General features: G+C 47.4%; 15 protein-coding genes. 6 read left to right on the forward strand and 9 right to left on the reverse strand.

The genetic code is table 11. From position 1 onward, the window contains the following. The first annotated feature begins 6 nt into the window (after positions 1–6). Positions 7–498, forward strand: coding sequence for a TRAP transporter small permease (locus J0A67_RS19500; protein WP_206571071.1), 492 nt, complete (start codon positions 7–9; stop codon positions 496–498). Then, entirely contained in the window at positions 498–1,793 is a 1,296-nt protein-coding gene (locus tag J0A67_RS19505) for a TRAP transporter large permease (RefSeq protein WP_206571072.1), read from the forward strand. Before J0A67_RS19500 ends, J0A67_RS19505 begins: the two co-directional genes overlap by 1 nt. A gap of 258 nt (positions 1,794–2,051) precedes the next feature. Here the strand turns inward: J0A67_RS19505 and J0A67_RS19510 are convergent, their stop codons facing one another. Together J0A67_RS19510 and J0A67_RS19515 are read right to left on the reverse strand one after the other, a co-directional pair. Then, positions 2,052–2,618, reverse strand: a complete 567-nt coding sequence (locus J0A67_RS19510) for a hypothetical protein (RefSeq protein ID WP_206571073.1) — start codon at positions 2,616–2,618, stop codon at positions 2,052–2,054. A gap of 182 nt (positions 2,619–2,800) precedes the next feature. After that, entirely contained in the window at positions 2,801–4,438 is a 1,638-nt protein-coding gene (locus tag J0A67_RS19515) for an ABC-F family ATP-binding cassette domain-containing protein (RefSeq protein ID WP_206571074.1), read from the reverse strand. Positions 4,439–4,586: 148 nt separating this feature from the next. On the opposite strand from J0A67_RS19515, the gene gnd reads away from it, so the two are divergent. The 3 genes from gnd to J0A67_RS19530 all read left to right on the forward strand — a co-directional run bounded on the left by gnd (position 4,587) and on the right by J0A67_RS19530 (position 9,380). After that, a complete protein-coding gene (gnd, locus tag J0A67_RS19520; RefSeq protein ID WP_206571075.1) occupies positions 4,587–6,485 on the forward strand; it encodes an NADP-dependent phosphogluconate dehydrogenase in 1,899 nt (632 codons plus the stop codon). A 281-nt stretch (positions 6,486–6,766) separates the two neighbouring features. Next, positions 6,767–8,134, forward strand: a complete 1,368-nt coding sequence (locus J0A67_RS19525; protein ID WP_206571076.1) for an amidohydrolase family protein — start codon at positions 6,767–6,769, stop codon at positions 8,132–8,134. 109 nt (positions 8,135–8,243) lie between these two features. Further along, positions 8,244–9,380: an aldose epimerase family protein gene (locus J0A67_RS19530; RefSeq protein WP_206571077.1), complete on the forward strand. Its 1,137-nt coding sequence runs from the start codon at positions 8,244–8,246 to the stop codon at positions 9,378–9,380. Positions 9,381–9,428: 48 nt separating this feature from the next. Here J0A67_RS19530 and J0A67_RS19535 read toward each other — a convergent pair whose 3' ends face one another. Together J0A67_RS19535 and J0A67_RS19540 are read right to left on the reverse strand one after the other, a co-directional pair. Then, positions 9,429–9,791, reverse strand: coding sequence for a DUF2200 domain-containing protein (locus J0A67_RS19535; RefSeq protein WP_206571078.1), 363 nt, complete (start codon positions 9,789–9,791; stop codon positions 9,429–9,431). An 89-nt stretch (positions 9,792–9,880) separates the two neighbouring features. Then, positions 9,881–10,924, reverse strand: coding sequence for a serine hydrolase domain-containing protein (locus tag J0A67_RS19540; protein WP_206571079.1), 1,044 nt, complete (start codon positions 10,922–10,924; stop codon positions 9,881–9,883). Between the two features lie 272 nt (positions 10,925–11,196). Between J0A67_RS19540 and J0A67_RS19545 the strand changes: the two genes are divergently transcribed. After that, the gene (locus tag J0A67_RS19545) at positions 11,197–13,620 is read left to right on the forward strand and encodes a poly(ethylene terephthalate) hydrolase family protein (protein WP_206571080.1); all 2,424 of its coding nucleotides are present in this window, start codon (positions 11,197–11,199) and stop codon (positions 13,618–13,620) included. A gap of 165 nt (positions 13,621–13,785) precedes the next feature. Here J0A67_RS19545 and J0A67_RS19550 read toward each other — a convergent pair whose 3' ends face one another. The 5 genes from J0A67_RS19550 to J0A67_RS19570 all read right to left on the reverse strand — a co-directional run bounded on the left by J0A67_RS19550 (position 13,786) and on the right by J0A67_RS19570 (position 17,515). Continuing rightward, positions 13,786–14,202 (reverse strand): hypothetical protein, encoded by a 417-nt coding sequence (locus J0A67_RS19550; protein WP_206571081.1) that lies wholly within the window; start codon positions 14,200–14,202, stop codon positions 13,786–13,788. An 11-nt stretch (positions 14,203–14,213) separates the two neighbouring features. After that, positions 14,214–14,573 carry a YciI family protein gene (locus J0A67_RS19555; protein WP_206571082.1) on the reverse strand — a complete coding sequence of 120 codons (360 nt, stop codon included), beginning with the start codon at positions 14,571–14,573 and terminating at the stop codon, positions 14,214–14,216. Between the two features lie 87 nt (positions 14,574–14,660). Further along, positions 14,661–15,230, reverse strand: a complete 570-nt coding sequence (locus J0A67_RS19560; protein ID WP_206571083.1) for a Crp/Fnr family transcriptional regulator — start codon at positions 15,228–15,230, stop codon at positions 14,661–14,663. A 238-nt stretch (positions 15,231–15,468) separates the two neighbouring features. Beyond that, positions 15,469–17,211 carry a glycoside hydrolase family 13 protein gene (locus J0A67_RS19565; RefSeq protein WP_206571084.1) on the reverse strand — a complete coding sequence of 581 codons (1,743 nt, stop codon included), beginning with the start codon at positions 17,209–17,211 and terminating at the stop codon, positions 15,469–15,471. Positions 17,212–17,311: 100 nt separating this feature from the next. Then, positions 17,312–17,515, reverse strand: a complete 204-nt coding sequence (locus tag J0A67_RS19570) for an addiction module antidote protein (RefSeq protein WP_241265266.1) — start codon at positions 17,513–17,515, stop codon at positions 17,312–17,314. Positions 17,516–17,539 lie beyond the last annotated feature (24 nt).

The following is a 17,539-nucleotide window of genomic DNA, read 5'->3' on the forward strand; positions in this document are numbered from 1 at the left end:
CCTTTGATGTTTTCGAATCAAACCAAGACCAAACTGGACAGCGTTATCGCTCACCTTTTGGTCATCCTCATGGCCCTGATGGTCCTAAATGTCACCTGGCAAGTCACCTCCCGATACGTGTTTAAAAGTCCAAGTTCCTTCACCGATGAGCTGTCCCGATACATGCTTATCTGGGTGGGCATGCTGGGAGCAGCCTACGTGGCCGGAAAAAATGAGCATTTGGCCATAGACATTCTTTTGATGAAACTGAAAGGAAAGGCCCAGCAGAAGCTGATGATTCTGATCCACGTCTGCATCCTGGTTTTTGCGACGACGGTGATGATGATCGGTGGCTCCAATTTGGTGTACATCACTTTTATACTGGGGCAAAAGTCCGCCACGCTGCAGATTCCACTAGCCTACGTGTATGGGATCATCCCTTTCAGCGGCATTTTAGTCGCGTATTACCAGGTATTTTCCATTGTCCACCTTTCCCAAACCCTCAAAACCGCTGAATAATGGAAGTTTTAAGTGTACTGATTCTTGTTGTTTCGTTTTTGTTTTTTCTGGGAATAGGCGTGCCGGTGGCTTGGAGCCTGGGCCTGTCCAGTATGCTGACGCTGATGGTGACCGTGGCGACCATGCCTGCCATCACGACCGTAGCACAGCGGATGGGGGCGGGGCTGGATAGCTTTTCACTCTTGGCGATTCCCTTCTTCATCGTGGCTGGTGAGCTCATGAACCGGGGCGGTATCGCCAATCGCCTGATAGAATTCGCCAAGTCGCTCACGGGAAGACTCCCCGGTGGCCTGCTGCATGTGAATGTGGTGGCGGCCATGCTGATGGGAGCCATTGCGGGTTCTGCGGTAGCGGCGGCTTCGTCAATGGGCGGGATTTTGGGAAAAAGGATGGAAAAGGAAGGCTACCCCAAAGCACTCGGCGCGGCGGTGAACATCACCTCCTCGACTACTGGTTTGATCATTCCGCCTTCCAATGTGCTGATCGTATATTCTCTTGCTTCAGGTGGGGTTTCGGTGGCCGCGCTTTTCGTGGCGGGCTATCTCCCAGGCATGCTGATCGGTCTCTTGCTGATGATCACCGCGGCGGTCATGGTGAAGATGAAAAAGTTACCAGCAGGTGAACCCTCCTCCCTGAAATTGGTGACTACTACCTTTATCCATGCTCTTCCAAGTTTGTTTTTGTTGGTGTTGGTGATTGGCGGAATCGTAGGAGGAGTCTTCACCGCAACAGAAGCGTCTGCTATTGCGGTGGTCTACAGTTTGGTCTTGTCCCTCTTCTATCGGGAAATCGGCTGGAAGGACCTCCCGGCTGTTTTGCTGAAATCAGCCGAGACTACCGCCGTGGTGATGCTCCTGATCGCCACTTCCATGGCCATGTCCTGGGTGATGTCCAGCGAGGATATCCCGCAAAACATATCCTCCGCCCTGCTTTCCCTCAGCGACAACAAGATCGTCATCCTTATCCTGATCAACCTGCTGCTTTTGTTTGTCGGGATCTTCATGGATATGACTCCGGCAGTGTTGATTTTCACTCCGATCTTCTTGCCCGTGGTAAGTTCTTTGGGCGTGGATCCGGTCCACTTTGGAATCATGATGGTGACCAACCTTTGTATCGGGCTTTGTACTCCACCGGTGGGGTCAGTGCTTTTCATTGGAGTTGGGATTGCCAAGATTTCGATCCAGCAGGTACTTAAGCCGCTGCTTCCCCTATTCTTGGCGATGATTGTCGGCTTGGCGCTGATCATGATCTTCCCTGAGATCACTCTCTGGCTTCCAAGGATGTTTGGGTTGTAAAAGAGACGCTAGATTCAAGACGTTAGGCTAAAGTATCAAGATGATAGAGGATTTCACCCTCCAAGGGCTTCAAGTCCCTTGGAGGGTTTTTGTTTTGCCTATAAAAAGAAAAATCCGAAGTTGTTGACTTCGGATTTACATTCTTCAACTGGTTTGAAGCATCCACTTACGACTCACCACTTAACAAATCAAACCGTCGAGGTTCCCAAAAAACTCAAAGATCGTCCACGGTGCTTTCCGGACTTGTCAAGGGACTGATCACTGCAGCTGAGTACTGTTCTCTGGTGTTGCGTCGAACAGTTTGTTTATTCTGAGTTGTATGATCCAGATTCCGATCGGGAAAAACCAGATCAAGAAAAACTCTCCGGCATATTCTCCAAAAGCCACAGGTCTTTGCACTTCAACTGTTTTTAGTGCTTTTGCATTGAAATAGAGGCAATAAAAAAGACAGAACATGGAGAACAAGTGTAGAGGAATTATCAAGGCAAATATTGCCAAGCCAGTTTGTCCTTCTGGAATCAAACTGGGCATAATAGCAACTGAAAACAGCAGGTAGATGACCGGTATAAAAAGAAAGATTTTAAATCTGGTGACGTTCATCGACGCGGTATCTGGAAGCTTCTCGTGAAGGTGAGTGCCAAGCTGATAAAACCAGCCGAAGAACACACCCATAAAAGCTATCGCATCGATCGAAATGAGGTAGGGGAAAACACTACTATAGTTTCCCGAAAAAACCATGGCGAATAGGATAGTTTGAAATATCAATGGAAATCCCACCAGCAAGCCGAATAGTTGCCAGTGTTTTAAAGTCAGAAGTTTAGTCATCGTTGATTGGTGCCTGTTGAATCGTGATCGCTGGCCACCAGCGTCTGGTTCACTAAACTAGCCTTTTTTCGATCACAAACTACAGACTGTTAAAACTGACAAACTCAGACCTTCAAGGTTTTTACGAAACTCAATAGTTGTCCGCTCATCCCGAAGGTCTGCCTACTGAAAACTGCGACTGCCTACTGTTTGCGCTCCACTTCCCTCAGGTTTTCCAGTTTCTTGTTTCTCAGGAATCCATTGATATCTTCGAAGTGTTCTTTCACCCGCTTGTTTCCAAACTCAAATACCTTGGTCGCCAAGCCATCCAAGAAGTCCCGATCGTGGGATACCAAGATGAGCGTCCCGTCAAAAGCCTTCAGAGCATCTTTGATGATGTCCTTGGTCTTCATGTCCAAGTGGTTGGTTGGTTCATCGAGGATCAACAAGTTCACTGGCTCAAGCAGAAGCTTGATCATTGCCAGTCGGGTTTTTTCTCCACCAGAGAGGACTTTGACCTTTTTGTTGATATCGTCTCCTTTGAACATGAAAGCGCCGAGGATGTCTTTGATCTTGGTGCGGACTTCACCCACGGCGATGTTGTCGATGGTCTCGAATATCGTCAGGGTCTCATCCAGGAGCGAAGCTTGGTTTTGTGCAAAGTATCCGATCATGGCGTTGTGGCCTAGTTCGCACTTGCCTTTGAAGTCGATTTCTCCCATGATGGCCTTGATCATGGTGGATTTTCCCTCCCCGTTTTTTCCGACAAAGGCCACTTTTTGTCCCTGCTCGATGGTCATGGAAGCATCCTTGAAGACCACGTGGTCGCCGTAGCTTTTGCTCATCTCATCCACGATGACGGGGTATTTGCCGGATCGCGGAGAAGGGGGGAAGCGAAGCTTCAGCGCAGAACTGTCCACTTCGTCGACCTCGATGATTTCCATTTTCTCCAGCATTTTCACCCGAGACTGAACTTGGAGGGTTTTGGAATACGTGCCCTTGAAACGGTCGATGAATTCCTGGATGTCGGCGATTTGACGCTGCTGCTCTTCGTATTGCTTTTGCTGCTGCTCGCGTCGCTCCTTGCGCAGCTCCAGGTAATGGCTGTATTTGGCTTTGTAGTCGTAGATGCGACCCATGGTCACCTCGATGGTACGGGTGGTGATGTTGTCAACAAATGCCCTATCGTGGGAAATAACCACAACGGCCTTGGCTTTGGTAGTCAAAAAATCCTCCAACCACTGGATGGACTCGATGTCCAGGTGGTTGGTTGGTTCGTCAAGGAGGATGAGGTCCGGCTTTTGTAAAAGGATCTTCGCCAGCTCGATTCGCATCCTCCAGCCACCCGAAAATTCGGAAGTAGAGCGCTGAAAATCATCTCGGACAAATCCCAATCCCAACAGGACCTTTTCCACTTCAGCTTCATAGTTTACTTCTTCGATGGCGTAGAACTTTTCGCTCAGCTCGGATACCTGCTCGATAAGCTTGTAATATTCCTCCGATTCGTAGTCTGTCCGCACGGTCAATTCCTCGTTGATCCGGTCGATTTCGGTCTTCATACCCAAATAGGAAGAGAAGGCCTTGGCCGTTTCATCCATTACGCTGCAGTCGTCCGCCGTCAGCAAATGCTGGGGCAGGTAGGCGACCACGTAGCCTTTTGGCGCGGATACGGCACCGGAGGTAGGCTTGTTTTGTCCCGCGATGATCTTGAGCAGGGTGGATTTCCCTGCTCCGTTTTTACCCATGAGGGCGATCTTGTCGGTTTCGTTGATGTTGAAGGTGATGTTGCTGAAGAGCGGGCTGCCGCCGTGGATTACGGAGACGTTATCGACTGAAATCATGAATCTTGGAATTGAAGCGGCAAAGGTAAGGATTGCAAGATTTAAAAATTGGAAGATTGGAAAATTAGTCCCTCGTGCGACATGACTTCCGAAATTAGGAGGGCTATCGACCGTTGTCTGTTGACTGCAAAAAAGCTACCTTCGCCCCATGCTAGTCATTGTCACCGGCGTCTCGGGGACTGGGAAATCCACCCTAGGAGCGCTCCTTGCCGAACGGCTTCGGCTTCCTTTTTTCGATGCGGATCAATTCCATCCGGAGGCAAATATCGCCAAGATGAGCGCAGGCCAGCCCCTGACCGATGAAGACCGCATTCCGTGGCTGCAAGCCATGGCCGATCAGCTCATCAAGTCGGAAAAGAGCGGAGGGGCGGTGTTGACCTGCTCGGCTTTGAAAAATTCCTATCGGGAGAGGCTGGCCGTATCTGATGCTATACGCTGGATTCACCTCACCGGCGACCGGGATTTGATTTGGGAGCGGATGTCGGCTCGAAAAAACCATTTCATGAAGGCAGGAATGCTCGATTCGCAGATTGCCCTTTGGGAAAAGCCGATGACAGGCTATTTATTGGACATCACCGGGACTCCCGAGCAGCTGCTCGAGGCGTCTCTCAACTACCTAAAATCTCAACCTATGAAAATGAAAATGGGCGTGATCGGAATGGGTGTCATGGGCAAAAGCCTGGCGCTCAATTTGGCCGAAAAAGGCGTTTCCGTGTCACTTTACAACCGATTTGTAGCTGGAAAAGAGGAGGGCATCGCCCAGAAAGTCGTCGACGAAAACCCCGAGTTTTCCAATACCCAGGCTTTCGAAGATCTCCAGAAGTTTGTTGATTCTCTGGAAAAACCACGCCGGATCCTGATGATGATCCCGGCGGGCGCTGCTATCGATGCCCAGCTGGATACCTTGATGCCTATTTTGGAAAAAGACGACTTGGTGATCGATGGGGGTAATTCATTCTACAAAGATTCAGAAAGAAGGGTCGAAAGGCTGAAAGAAGTCGGCATGCATTTTCTTCCGATGGGCGTTTCCGGAGGCGAGGAGGGAGCCCGAAAAGGTCCATCCATCATGCCTGGAGGCAATGCGGAAGGCTATGCGATGGTGGAGGATTTCTTGGGCAGGATTTCCGCTAAAGACAAAGACGGCAAGCCTTGCGTGACCTACGTTGGGCCAGGCGGTTCGGGCCACTTCATCAAGATGGTGCACAACTCCATCGAATATGGAGAGATGCAGGTCTTGGCAGAGTTGGTTCACCTCTTGAGATTTGGCTTTGGCTGCACGCCAGAGAAAGTTTCTGAGATTTTTACGGAATGGGGACAAGGCGAACTCAAGTCATTCCTTTTGGAGATCACTGCAGATTTGCTGCTTTTCAAGGAAAACGGAGAATTGCTTCTCGATAAAATATTGGATCAAGCTGGACAAAAAGGGACCGGCGCCTGGTCATTGACTACGGCTTTGGAATACGGAATTCCGTATAGCCCACTGGCGGAATCGGTGAATGCACGTGGGGTTTCCGGAGAAAAAGCCATGCGTGTCGCTTTCTCCAAAACTTTCCATCACGAGTTCAAAAAAGTCGAGGGCTCTCTGGAAACCTGGCTGCCGAAGATCAAGGCGGCTTATTCCCTCGCCAGAATCATCAACCATGAGGTCGGTTTCCGCCTGATGAAAACCGTCTCCGATACCAAGGACTGGAAGCTCAATTTCAACGAAATTTCCCGAATCTGGACCAACGGCTGCATCATCCGCTCTGGTTTAATGGAGAACATCTCGGCCAATTACTCTGACTCGGTTTCATTCTTCGAGATGGAGGGGGTGAAGGAGCAGGTCATTTCCGGAAGAAAATCACTGGCCGAATTGGTTGGTTTGGGATTGACCCACGGCTTTGCCCTGCCGGTGATGAGTGCTGGGATCAATTACCTTTTTGGTAGAATTACCGCCGAATCCTCCGCCTCGGTCATTCAGGCGCAGCGGGATTATTTTGGTGCACACACGTATCAGCGCAAGGACGACCCCAGCGGGAAGGCTTACCACACGGAATGGAGTAAATAAGATTTTGTACCTAACTGCAATAACGAGGGCTGGAGTGATTCAGCCCTTTTTGATTTTTAGTTTTTACCGCTGAGTTGCCTAGGCTTGAAGTCTACGGATTTCTCTGCGTCTTTCGCGTCTTTGCGAGAAAGTGATTTGTGTTCGTTAGGTTTTTATGTTCTTATTATTAATTTTTCCCTGCCTCCTCTGCTCCTTTGCGGTGAATCCAAAAAAATCCACCTGCGGATTGGTTTCGAAAGTGGAAAGGGCGAAATTAAGTTTTGAACCCGAAGCGCCCTACTATGAAATCTTTTAAAATTCTGCTGTCATTCCTGTTTTTGGCAGCTTTTTTTGCATCTGCTTTTTCCCAAGAGCTCCTCATCAACCATGTCAATGTCCTTACCATGCAGGATGACCGGGTGCTGCAGGACCATTCTATCTATGTCAAAGATGGTGTGATCATGGAGATCGCGCCAGCACAGGAGGTTTCCCGTGCAGGAGTTCAGACCTTGGACGGACGGGGCATGTATGTGTTTCCGGGACTGGCGGAGTTTCATGCGCATTTACCCAACCCGGATCAGTTTGGTCCGGAGTTTCAAGAGGAGGTTTTGTGGCTTTATTTGGCGAATGGCGTGCTGAGGATTCGCAGCATGCTCGGCCATAAGTCGCATTTGGCGCTAAAGGAAAAAGTAGAAAAAGGAGAAGTTCCAGGTCCGCGGATGTTCATCTCCGGCCCTTCGCTCAACGGTACCTCGGTCGCAGATCCGGAATCGGGGCGTCAGATGGTGCGGGAGCAGAAGGAAGCGGGATACGATCACTTGAAACTTCACCCCGGGTTGGATACTCCCAAGTTTCTGGCGATCGCTGACGAAGCCAAGAAAGTCGGGATCTACTATGGCGGACACGTCTCTCTGGACGTGGGTTTGGTGACTTCCGTAAAGAACGGCTATCGCTCAGTGGAGCATATCGACGGATTTCTGGAAGCCATGCTGCCGGAAGGGACAATGATCGACCCGACGGTCTCCGGTCCATTTAATATGAATTTGGTGGGGCAGGTGGATCAGGCCAAGCTCGCGGGATTGATTCAGCTTTGTCTTGAAAACAAAACTTGGATCGCTCCTACGATGACTCTTTTTGAACGCTACTTTGGCTATCAGCCAGCCTCCGAACTTCGACAGCAGGCGGAAATGCAGTACCTTCCCGGACAGATGGTGACCCAGTGGTTTAACACTAAGAGCCAACTTGAAGCAAACGGCGTCTTGGCAGAAGCCAAGGTCAAACCTTACCTCGATTTTAGGCGAAAGCTTTTTCTGGATCTGCACAAGGCTGGCGTGCCGATGGTCATGAGCTCGGATTCCCCGCAGGTGTTCAACGTACCCGGCTTTTCCATCCATAGAGAGATCGAATCCATGTCTATCGCCGGCATGTCCAATTATGAGATTTTGAAAACCGGCTCGGTCAACTGTGCGGACTATTTTGAAGAAAGCGGTGACTGGGGTGTACTGCGGGCCGGAGCAGCGGCGGAGTTTGTGATGGTTCAAAAAAATCCGCTTGAGGATTTGGCTACCTTGCAAAATCCCCAAGGGATTATGATTCAGGGCAAATTTATCCCAAAGGATGAGCTGAGCCGACAGCTGAACCAGATCCGCCAAAAATATCTCAGAAAGTAGGACTATGGTTTTCGATTTACCATGTAAGAGTCCTCAACTGCGCTCAGGCTGACATAAAGGGCCAGTTTTCCATTATTCCAATTTTGTAATTTTCCAATTCCAATAAACCATGAAATACCTTTCGATGATCGGCCTCGCGGCCATGCTTGCTGGCTCCTACGCCTGCTCCCAAAAACCAACCCAAGAACCTATTAAAGAAGAATCCAAACTCATGATCAAAGCAGAACAAGTGGCCGAACATGCCGGTCAACCGGTTTTCCGTTACATCCTGGACAACGGAACAATGCAAGTAGAACTATCCAACTATGGTGGACTGATCACCAAAATCATTGTTCCGGACAAAGACGGAAAGAAGGAAAACGTCGCCCTCACCTTCGATACAGTCGAGGAATACCTGACCAAGGATAATCCCTTTTTCGGGGCGACTGCGGGACGGGTAGCCAACAGGATCGGCGGTGCCAAGTTTGAGTTGGATGGAAAAACCTACGAGCTGGCAAAGAACAATGGGAACAATACACTCCATGGTGGCAAGGAAGGCTTCAACAAGAAAGTGTGGACTCCTGAAACTTACACCAACGATTCCACTGTAGGCGTGAAAATGAGCTATCTCAGTGTGGACGGAGAGGAGGGCTATCCCGGCAATTTGCAGACCACGCTTTGGATGGAGCTGACCGAGGGCAATACCCTCAGAATCCGATTTGAGGGCAGTACAGACCAGAAGACTATCCTCAATCTCACCAACCATACCTATTTCAATCTGGGTGGCATCAAACGCGATGTGCTGGACCATGAGTTTCAGTTTTGGGCTGATGCCTATACTCCCGTGGATGATGAGTTGATTCCCACTGGAGAGGTCAAAGACGTCACCGGTACTCCTTTTGACTTCCGTACTCCAAAAGTCCTGGGCGATCAGATCGCCGCCAACGCGGGAGGCTTTGACCATAACATGGTAATGAAAATGGAGCCTTCGGACGAGATGAAACACTTTGTCCGGGTTCGCCATCCGGAGAGCGGGAGGGTGATGGATATGTACTCGGACAATGTGGGTGTACAGTTCTATACCGGTAATTTCCTTTCCAAATTTGCTGGAGCTGAGGGCAAAACCTATGACAAACACTGGGGTTTTTGTCTGGAATCACAAAACTGGCCAGACGCAATTAACCACGACAATTTCCCAAGCCCGATCCTGAATCCGGGAGAGAAATACGAGCATACGATTGAGTATAAGTTTTCGGTGGAAAAATGATGCCTGACAACTCTCCAAGGGTTTTAGATCCCTTGGAGAGTTGACTTTTTAGCTCCTCAGGATCTTTTCCATTTTTCTGCCTTTGGCCAGTTCGTCGACTAGCTTGTCAAGGTAGCGCGTTTGTCGGGTGAGGGGATTGTCGATCTCCTCGATCCGGTAGCCGCAGATCATTCCGGTGATTAGGTGGGCGTTGGGGTGGAGTTTCGCTTGGGAAAAAAAGGATTCGAAGGTCACCTTCTCCTCAATCAGCTGCTGGATCTTCTTCTCGTCAAAGCCCGTCAGCCAGGTGATGACCTCATTCAACTCGTCCTTAGTTCGGCCCTTTTTTTCCACTTTTGTGACGTAGTGGGGATATACGGAGGAGAAAGTCATCTTGGCAATGCGTTCGTTGTGGGTATCGGTGGGCTTCATAGTGACTGGGTTTATAGGCTCAAATTATCGATGCCGAGCCAAATTAACAATTTTGGATTTTCGGGGTCTCAATTCAGTACTGAATGGCCTTAGCCTTTCCGAAGGATCTTCACGATCCGGTTGTAAAAGATCTCCGATACATTCCACATCGTTCCTCCGCTGGTATTGACAAACTGCACCACCACCGCGTCGATGTCTGGATGGTAAAAGGCATGGCTTTGATAGCCGGGCAGCAGTCCCGTATGTCCGTAATCGTAGATGGCTGAATAGATCGCCTGCTCCTCATCGTTCAACAGGGAACCGTCATTCAGTGCTCGGAGAAATATCCCAACTTCCTCGGCTGTCGAGATCATAGAGCCTCCAGGTTGGATGAAGTCATTGCCCTTGATATCCGGCTGATAGTCTACAAAGTACCCGCTCATCACTTCGTCCAGATTCACTTCTTTCAAAAGACTGTAGGTGTGGCTCAGACCAATTGGATCGAGTATTTTCTCCCGGATATAACGATGATGGCTGTAGCCTAGGGTTTTGTCAAGGATTTCCCCGATCAGGAGATAGTTGGTGTTGGAGTAGCTGTATTTGCTATCAGGAGCGAAGTCGGCGGGCCGATCAAAAACAAGCTGATAGGTATCGCTATTTTTCTTGAACGGATCGGCCCAAGGATAATCCGGATGATCGGTGTAGTTGGGGATGCCGCTACGATGTCGTACCAGCATTCGAAGAGTGATATGCTCGGAATTTTCTATCCTATCGGTAAAATCAGGAAGATAGTCTGCCAAGCTTTGGTCAAGGGAAAGAACACCCGCCTGGGCAAGTTTGGCAACTGCCACCGCAATGTAAAGCTTGCTGATACTGGCAATTTTAAAAAGACTTTGCGGATCTGCGGGGATATGATTTTCCCGGTTTTTCCAGCCAGCAGCGTAGAGCGCGGGCTCCTTTCCTGCTTGGTCTACATACACGATCATCCCGTCGATACCGTAAGAAATGGCTTCTTCTACCTGCTCCCGCACCGTGTCTGGCAGAGGCATGATCCAGGCCTTGACCAGGTTCCAAGGCGGAAAAATAATCAGGCTGATGAGGCCTACTAGGGGCATTACAATCTGAAAAAATCGCTTGGTTTTGCTTTTGGTCATCCCGCCAAGTTATAAAAGCTCAAGAGTTAATGAAAAAAACAAGGAGGATTCGATTCTACTGGCGTAGTACATGCTTTTGCCGAGCTGAGAGGGCTTGAAGCCAAAAATGGGATAGCGTAGTCCTCAGAATTGTCGAGAACCATGAATAGGATGTTCTTTTTAACTTATAGCTTTCATTCCCAAGGCTCTTTCTTCAGTATTCCTGATCTATTCCGGATTTTGGGTAGATTAGAGAACCTGTTGATTTTTTGAGTTTTATCCACCTTCCGAAAATGATCAAGAACAAATTCAAACAAGCCAAAGCCTGGATTAGGGCCAAGTTACTTCTAGTCAAACCCGGACAGACCTCCATCAAGGGAGCTGCTGTGGGATTGCTGATCGGAAGCATTGGATTGATGCTACTTTACTACCTATTGGTAGCATTCAATATCCGAGACCCTTGGGCTTTTTTGTTGGGAATCCTGATGATCGGAGCGACTATTCTGGCAGCATTTATTTCCGTTTGGCTTCTGAAGCTGATCTATCAAATTCCGAAATGGTATAAGATTGCCTTATTGATTGCTTTTCCCCTCTTTTTCATGATTTATTTTGGGGAGATCAAACTGATTGGCTGGAGTATTTTGCTCTTTTCCCTCTTGGGAGCAGCTTGGTTTACTTTTTCAAAAACAGGCTTCAAACCCCTCAAAACACCCAAGAAGGTGGTTTTCATTCTAGGTGGTCTCTTGGGAATTGCCGGCCTGGCATTGAGCATTTACTACTATTCGGTGAAAGGCCTGGAGATGGATAAAATTGAAAATGCCGTGCGCTATTCCAAAGTCGAGATTCCCCATATTCCTGGCGAATCACCTGCCAAAGCAGGCTCTTATAAGGTCTTGACCCTGACCTATGGCAGCGGAAAAGACAAGCATAGGCCAGAATTCGGCGAGGAAGTCACCTTCAAAACAGATTCCGTCAACGGGGTCGCTTTTTTGGACAACTGGAAAGGGTTTGGCGGTTGGTGGAGGGAGAAGTACTGGGGTTTTGATTCCAAATCTCTCCCGATCAATGGCCGGGTCTGGTATCCAGAAGGTGATGGGCCTTTTCCCTTAGTGTTGGTGGTCCATGGCAATCACTCCATGCAGGATTTCTCTGATCCCGGATATGACTACCTCGGTGAGTTGTTGGCTTCGCGGGGAATGATCTTGGTTTCTGTCGATGAAAATTTCATCAATGGTTCTTGGTCTGACATGTTTGGTGGATTACAGAAAGAAAATGATGCCCGAGGCTGGCTTTTGCTCGAGCATTTGAAAGTTTGGGAGCAGTGGAATGCTTCGGAAGATCACCCATTTGCAGGAAAAGTAGACATGGATCGCATTTCCTTGATGGGACATTCCAGAGGTGGGGAGGCGGTGGCCCATGCTGCGATGCTCAATGATTTGGATTTTTACCCGGATGATGCGACCATCCCATTGGGCTATCATTTTAATATTCGGTCCATCGTTTCCATCGCTCCGGTGGATGGGCAGTATCAGCCTGGCAATACCCGAACCAAGATCAAGGACATCGATTATTTTGTCTTCCATGGATCTCAAGATGCCGACGTGACCTCATTCATGGGCTCCATGCAGTTTGAGCGGGTGACCTTTGAGGACAGCGCATATCATTTCAAAACAGGGCTTTATATCCAAGGCGCCAATCATGGGCAATTCAATACTTCCTGGGGGGATAATGATATCGGAAATCCCTTCAAAGGACTGCTCAATTTGGAACAGCAGCTAGATGCAGAAAGCCAACAAGAAATAGCCAAGGTCTATATTTCCGCATTTTTGGAGGTTTCGCTGAATGCCAAAAAGGAGTATTTGCTTTTATTCCTGGATGCAAGAGCCGGAAAGGATTGGTTACCGGTGACGATTTACCTGAGCCAATTTGAAGATTCAAATACCCGCTATTTGACGGACTTCAATGCTGATTTTGATGTGGCTACTGATGGATTGGGAGGCAAGATTTCCGGAGAAAACCTGAAGGTTTGGAGAGAAGGGGAGGTAGATCTCAAGGATTCCAAAAAGGGAACCCGAGCGGTTTTCTTGGGCTGGAACTATGAAATCGCTGATTCACTAAAAGAGGAATCTGTCAAAGAAGTGGTGGCTGACTCCTTGATCGCCAGCTATTCGATTTTCTCGGATTTCGGGAAATTCCAATTGGATTCCATTTCGGTTTTCGTGTTTGAAATGGCCGAATCCAAAGAGAGTTCAAATCCCAAAACGGAAGGAAAATGGGTCTCTGACAATGAGACTGAGGAAAATGTGGAAGAATCCAAAGAAGAATCCGGGGAAGAGGACAATTCCAACAACTCGGAGGTGGAGGAGAAAGATGAGGAAGTAGAAGAGGAAAAGGAACCAGAGAAACCTTTGGATCTACGAATTTTGATGAGAGACACGACGGGAAACCAAGTTTCGTTTTTGCTCAGTGAATTCTCGGCTTTGCAGCGACAGATCAAGGTAAATACCTTGAAGTCGGAATTTTTGGAAGGTGAGGGTAAGTCGGAGATCGTCTTCCAGAAGTATGTTTTCGACTTAGATAAGCTGAGAGATAAGAATCCGAATTTTGATCCTTATAAAATCTCAGAAATCCAGTTTGTCTTTGACCAAATCGACCACGGCGTGATCGTTTTGGATAAAGTCGGCTTTAGTAAAAAGATCGAATTGGTGGAATTGTAGGGTCAAAGCAAAGGCACCCAAATTTGCTCCTTTCGAAATCCCTGATAGCAAAACAATAATCAATCTAGAAGATAAAAAGACCTGTAAATCAATTAGAAAGAAAAGCGTCAAGCGAAGTACTCATTTTCGCATGACGCCAAATTCAGGTTGTTTCTGTTTTATCAATTAGCCTATTACTCTTTTGTCTTTGGCGACGAACCTTGCAAATGCCAATAAAGCCCCAACTACCATTATGTTTCTGAAAAAGTTGACCATTTCAAGTTCTTTTTCTCTGCCAAGGTTTGCTGTCATTGCAGTTTCATCCAATTCGTATCCCATTGCTCTTGGTAGGTGAACCAAAACAGCCATCAGGAGTACGTACAAGGCCATCAAGGCGTAAGCTAGTTTGTCATACTTGGCTATAACGGCACTTAGGATGAAAAGCAAGATGCAGACTAAAGTGAAGTAGTTCCAGAAATAGGGAAACGGGATATAGTCAGGCACAAATGCTGCGCCCACCTCAGGTTTTCCTAGATGCAAACCTACATAGAGCAAAAAGGATAAGGGGAAAATGTATCGACCCAATGATAATAGTTTGTCCATGCTTTGAAAGTTTAGTTTGTTGGAAATGGAACTAAAGGTCTTATTTCAACCGAGCTATGTGGGTATTTCAAAATTGGGCAAGCTTTGCCCCATTCTTGCACCTCTTCCAAATGGTCTGCTTTACAGATAAGAAAGCCCGAGACCAAAACACTGTTTTCCTCTTTGTAGGGTTGTTTAGTAGCTGCAATGCCCTCGGAGTTCACTATCGATGCTTCATATCGAATAGGCGCTGTACTAACCAGTTTTCCCTGCATCGCGATTTTGCCTATCCAAGATTGCCATCTGGGCATATCTTCCGCCATATCTTGGGTAGTTGCCAAATATCCGTTTTCTGCGCTCGCATTTCGGAATAATAAAAGATACTCTGTCATGGTCGTTGAATTTTAGGTTGTGAATTGTATTTGTTGATACAATTTTGGCAATCAAAAATTCAAAGAATGATGACAAAAGTCTACAATTTAAAGTTGGGCTTTCAGTCTGCTAAAAACGTCTTTGTTAATGCCTAAATAGGAGGCGATGAGCTTGCTGGAAAGTCTAGTCATTAAGGTTGGCCTATTTTGCATTAGCCATTTTATGCGGTCAAGTGCGGAAAGAGCAACAAACGTATTGATCCGGTATACCGAATTAGCGTAAGAGGCTTCTAATATCTGTTTGTAGACTTTATCAAATTGCGGAACAGTTTCCATCATTTCCTGGAATCCTTTTCTGTCTATCGCTAAAAGTTGGGAAGGTTCAACAGTCCGAATATTTTCGCTTGCGGGCTGGCCACTCCCAAAACTCATCAATTCGGTACACCAATTATCTTCAATGATTAGATCGCGGGTGTTTTCGTTCATATCCTGGTCGTACACATATACCTGCAAACAACCTTTTGCTATAAAGTAAACATGTTTGCATACTTCCCCTTGGGATAAAAGCTGCTCGTTTCTTTTGGTTTCAATGGGCTTGAATTTCGACAACACCAGATCAATCTGGTCAATGTTTTTGCCAAGTCGGGTGACAATATGCTGTCTTAAAATTTCAATCACTGCTTAATTGGTTTGCTATCGAGTTTTGAATCCAAAACTGCCTAAAACCCAAACTGAAATAGGTGGTGGGAAGTTTATCCACCAAATTGGAAGGACTAAAGACTAGGGTTTCGTTAGTATGAAAATAGGATAGAATCGGATTTAGAACTCCATTGTCGGATTTATCCCCCCTTTTAGACCAAAGATTTTGAGACAAAATTCTGCGCCATCCACAAAAAACCGAATGGGTTAATCGGTTTTACTGATCCACCGAAAAAATCAAAGCCTGATAGGGTTTCAAATTCAAGGTATTGCCATTGACATCCAAAGTGCTGTAATTATTGATAATCACCGAAGCATCAGTTGGAAGCGTTTCCAATTCAATGGAGCTGGGGTTTTGGGAAAAGTTCAACACCACCATCAAGTTTTGGCCTTCTCCTGTTCGGGTAAAGGCATAGATTTCCGGATGCTCTTTCTGAACCAATTCGTATTTGCCATAGACCAGCGCTGGGTTTTCTTTTCGCACCTGAACCATTTTACGGAAGTGATTTAAAATGCTGTTCGGATCTTCTTCCTGTGCCGCTACATTGATTTCCACGTAGTTCTCATTCACTTTCATCCAAGGGGTGCCTGTGGTAAATCCCGCCTGCGGGGTACTGTCCCATTGCATCGGGGTCCGTCCATTTTCGCGGGAGCTGTAATTCAGAATCCGCATAAATTCCTCTAAATCCTGTCCGGATGCTTTTGCCGTTTGGTATTTGCCTAGTGCCTCTACATCCACATATTCTTCGATGGTAGGCATGTCGATATTGGTCATGCCGATTTCGTCACCATAATAAGTAAATGGGGTTCCACGCATACTCATCAGGAACGTATTGATCAACTGCGTAGAGGGGGTTCTGAATTCGGGTGAAGGATTGGCAAAGCGGTTGACCAATCTGGAATTGTCATGATTGGACAGGAAAATGGAAATCCATCCCTTTTCTGCAAAGGCACTGTCCCATTTGGAAAAGACATTTTTGAAATCTTCCAATTCGTATCCTTCTGGAGTTCGGGATAGGTCCACCGTCTCAAAGTGATAGGCCATTTGAAGTTCCTTTCGATCTGCATCTACCAAATCATGGGCATCCAGAAATGTGCTTCCTGCACCCTCCGCTACGGCAAAAACTCCGAAAGGCTCGATTACTTCCGCGTACATCTCTTTCAAATATTCATGAAGCTGTGGCCTCATTCCATACCATTTGATAAAGTCCTCTTCATGTCCCTCGGGGAATTCCGGCCAGGTAGTATCCTTGCTGGCAAACTGAAAAGCATCCATCCGAAATCCATCCACTCCTTTTTCAGCCCAAAATTTCATGATGTCGTACACTTCTTGGCGGACTTTGGGATTTTCCCAATTCAAGTCGGGCTGCTGTTCTGCAAACGTATGGAGATAGTAGGCATTGGTGAGGGAGTCATATTCCCAAGCCCCTTCTGGATCAAATAAACTGTGGCGATAGGGTGGAGTTCCCTTTTCTGCCGGCCACCAGTGGTAATAGTTCCGATACGGATTGTCTCTGGAGCTTCGGGATTGCAAAAACCAATCGTGCTGGTCACTACTGTGGTTCACCACCACATCCAACACGAATTTGATTCCACGAGCATGCATTCCATCCAGCATGGCCTGAAAATCTTCCATCGAACCATACCTCGGATGAATCGCCCGGTAGTCACTCACATCGTAGCCATTGTCTACCATGGGGGATTCAAAAAATGGATTCATCCAAACCATGGTAATTCCCAGACTTCCCAGATAATCCAATTTTTCGATTACTCCCTTGAAATCCCCATAGCCGTCCCCATCGGTATCCTTAAAACTCTGGGGATAGATTTGGTACAAAACACCTTCTTTCCACCAGGTTTTTTCTTCTTGGGAGCTAGTGTCGTTTTTGGCTTCTTGGGGTGAACAACCTAGAAAATTAAGGAGTAAAAAGGCAAAAAGCGTTCGAAGCAGGGTTTTCATGGGATAGGGCTTTGGAGAATTGCTAACCCAAGATAGTTAATTTGGAGGGTAGGTGTATTGATCTTCAGCTAGTTTGAGCAGGGGGAAGAATTGCATATTCCTAAAAAATAGAAAAGCGTAGATGGAATCTACGCGGGGAGGGTTTGGAGTCTGGGGAGAGCGCTTTGTAAAGGCATGGCCGGCTGAGACCAGTTTGTTCAGCCATGCGGGACATTCCTATCGCCTTTGCCACATGCCCAAGCGCAACGATGATTTCTTGGGGATTTCCTTCTTCGAGTACGGTATTCAGGTATTCCTGAACCATTTCCTCATCATCGAGGTACCTTCA

Source organism: Algoriphagus aestuariicola (assembly GCF_017254835.1).
Taxonomy (GTDB): domain Bacteria; phylum Bacteroidota; class Bacteroidia; order Cytophagales; family Cyclobacteriaceae; genus Algoriphagus; species Algoriphagus aestuariicola.

What these genes read in the sequence shown, in the direction of transcription:
- J0A67_RS19500 (WP_206571071.1), top strand. Translation starts at nt 7, where the DNA reads ATGTTTTCGAATCAAACCAAGACCAAACTGGACAGCGTTATCGCTCAC.
- J0A67_RS19505 (WP_206571072.1), top strand. Translation starts at nt 498, where the DNA reads ATGGAAGTTTTAAGTGTACTGATTCTTGTTGTTTCGTTTTTGTTTTTT.
- J0A67_RS19510 (WP_206571073.1), bottom strand. Translation starts at nt 2,618, where the DNA reads ATGACTAAACTTCTGACTTTAAAACACTGGCAACTATTCGGCTTGCTG.
- J0A67_RS19515 (WP_206571074.1), bottom strand. Translation starts at nt 4,438, where the DNA reads ATGATTTCAGTCGATAACGTCTCCGTAATCCACGGCGGCAGCCCGCTC.
- gnd (WP_206571075.1), top strand. Translation starts at nt 4,587, where the DNA reads ATGCTAGTCATTGTCACCGGCGTCTCGGGGACTGGGAAATCCACCCTA.
- J0A67_RS19525 (WP_206571076.1), top strand. Translation starts at nt 6,767, where the DNA reads ATGAAATCTTTTAAAATTCTGCTGTCATTCCTGTTTTTGGCAGCTTTT.
- J0A67_RS19530 (WP_206571077.1), top strand. Translation starts at nt 8,244, where the DNA reads ATGAAATACCTTTCGATGATCGGCCTCGCGGCCATGCTTGCTGGCTCC.
- J0A67_RS19535 (WP_206571078.1), bottom strand. Translation starts at nt 9,791, where the DNA reads ATGAAGCCCACCGATACCCACAACGAACGCATTGCCAAGATGACTTTC.
- J0A67_RS19540 (WP_206571079.1), bottom strand. Translation starts at nt 10,924, where the DNA reads ATGACCAAAAGCAAAACCAAGCGATTTTTTCAGATTGTAATGCCCCTA.
- J0A67_RS19545 (WP_206571080.1), top strand. Translation starts at nt 11,197, where the DNA reads ATGATCAAGAACAAATTCAAACAAGCCAAAGCCTGGATTAGGGCCAAG.
- J0A67_RS19550 (WP_206571081.1), bottom strand. Translation starts at nt 14,202, where the DNA reads ATGGACAAACTATTATCATTGGGTCGATACATTTTCCCCTTATCCTTT.
- J0A67_RS19555 (WP_206571082.1), bottom strand. Translation starts at nt 14,573, where the DNA reads ATGACAGAGTATCTTTTATTATTCCGAAATGCGAGCGCAGAAAACGGA.
- J0A67_RS19565 (WP_206571084.1), bottom strand. Translation starts at nt 17,211, where the DNA reads ATGAAAACCCTGCTTCGAACGCTTTTTGCCTTTTTACTCCTTAATTTT.
- J0A67_RS19570 (WP_241265266.1), bottom strand. Translation starts at nt 17,515, where the DNA reads ATGGTTCAGGAATACCTGAATACCGTACTCGAAGAAGGAAATCCCCAA.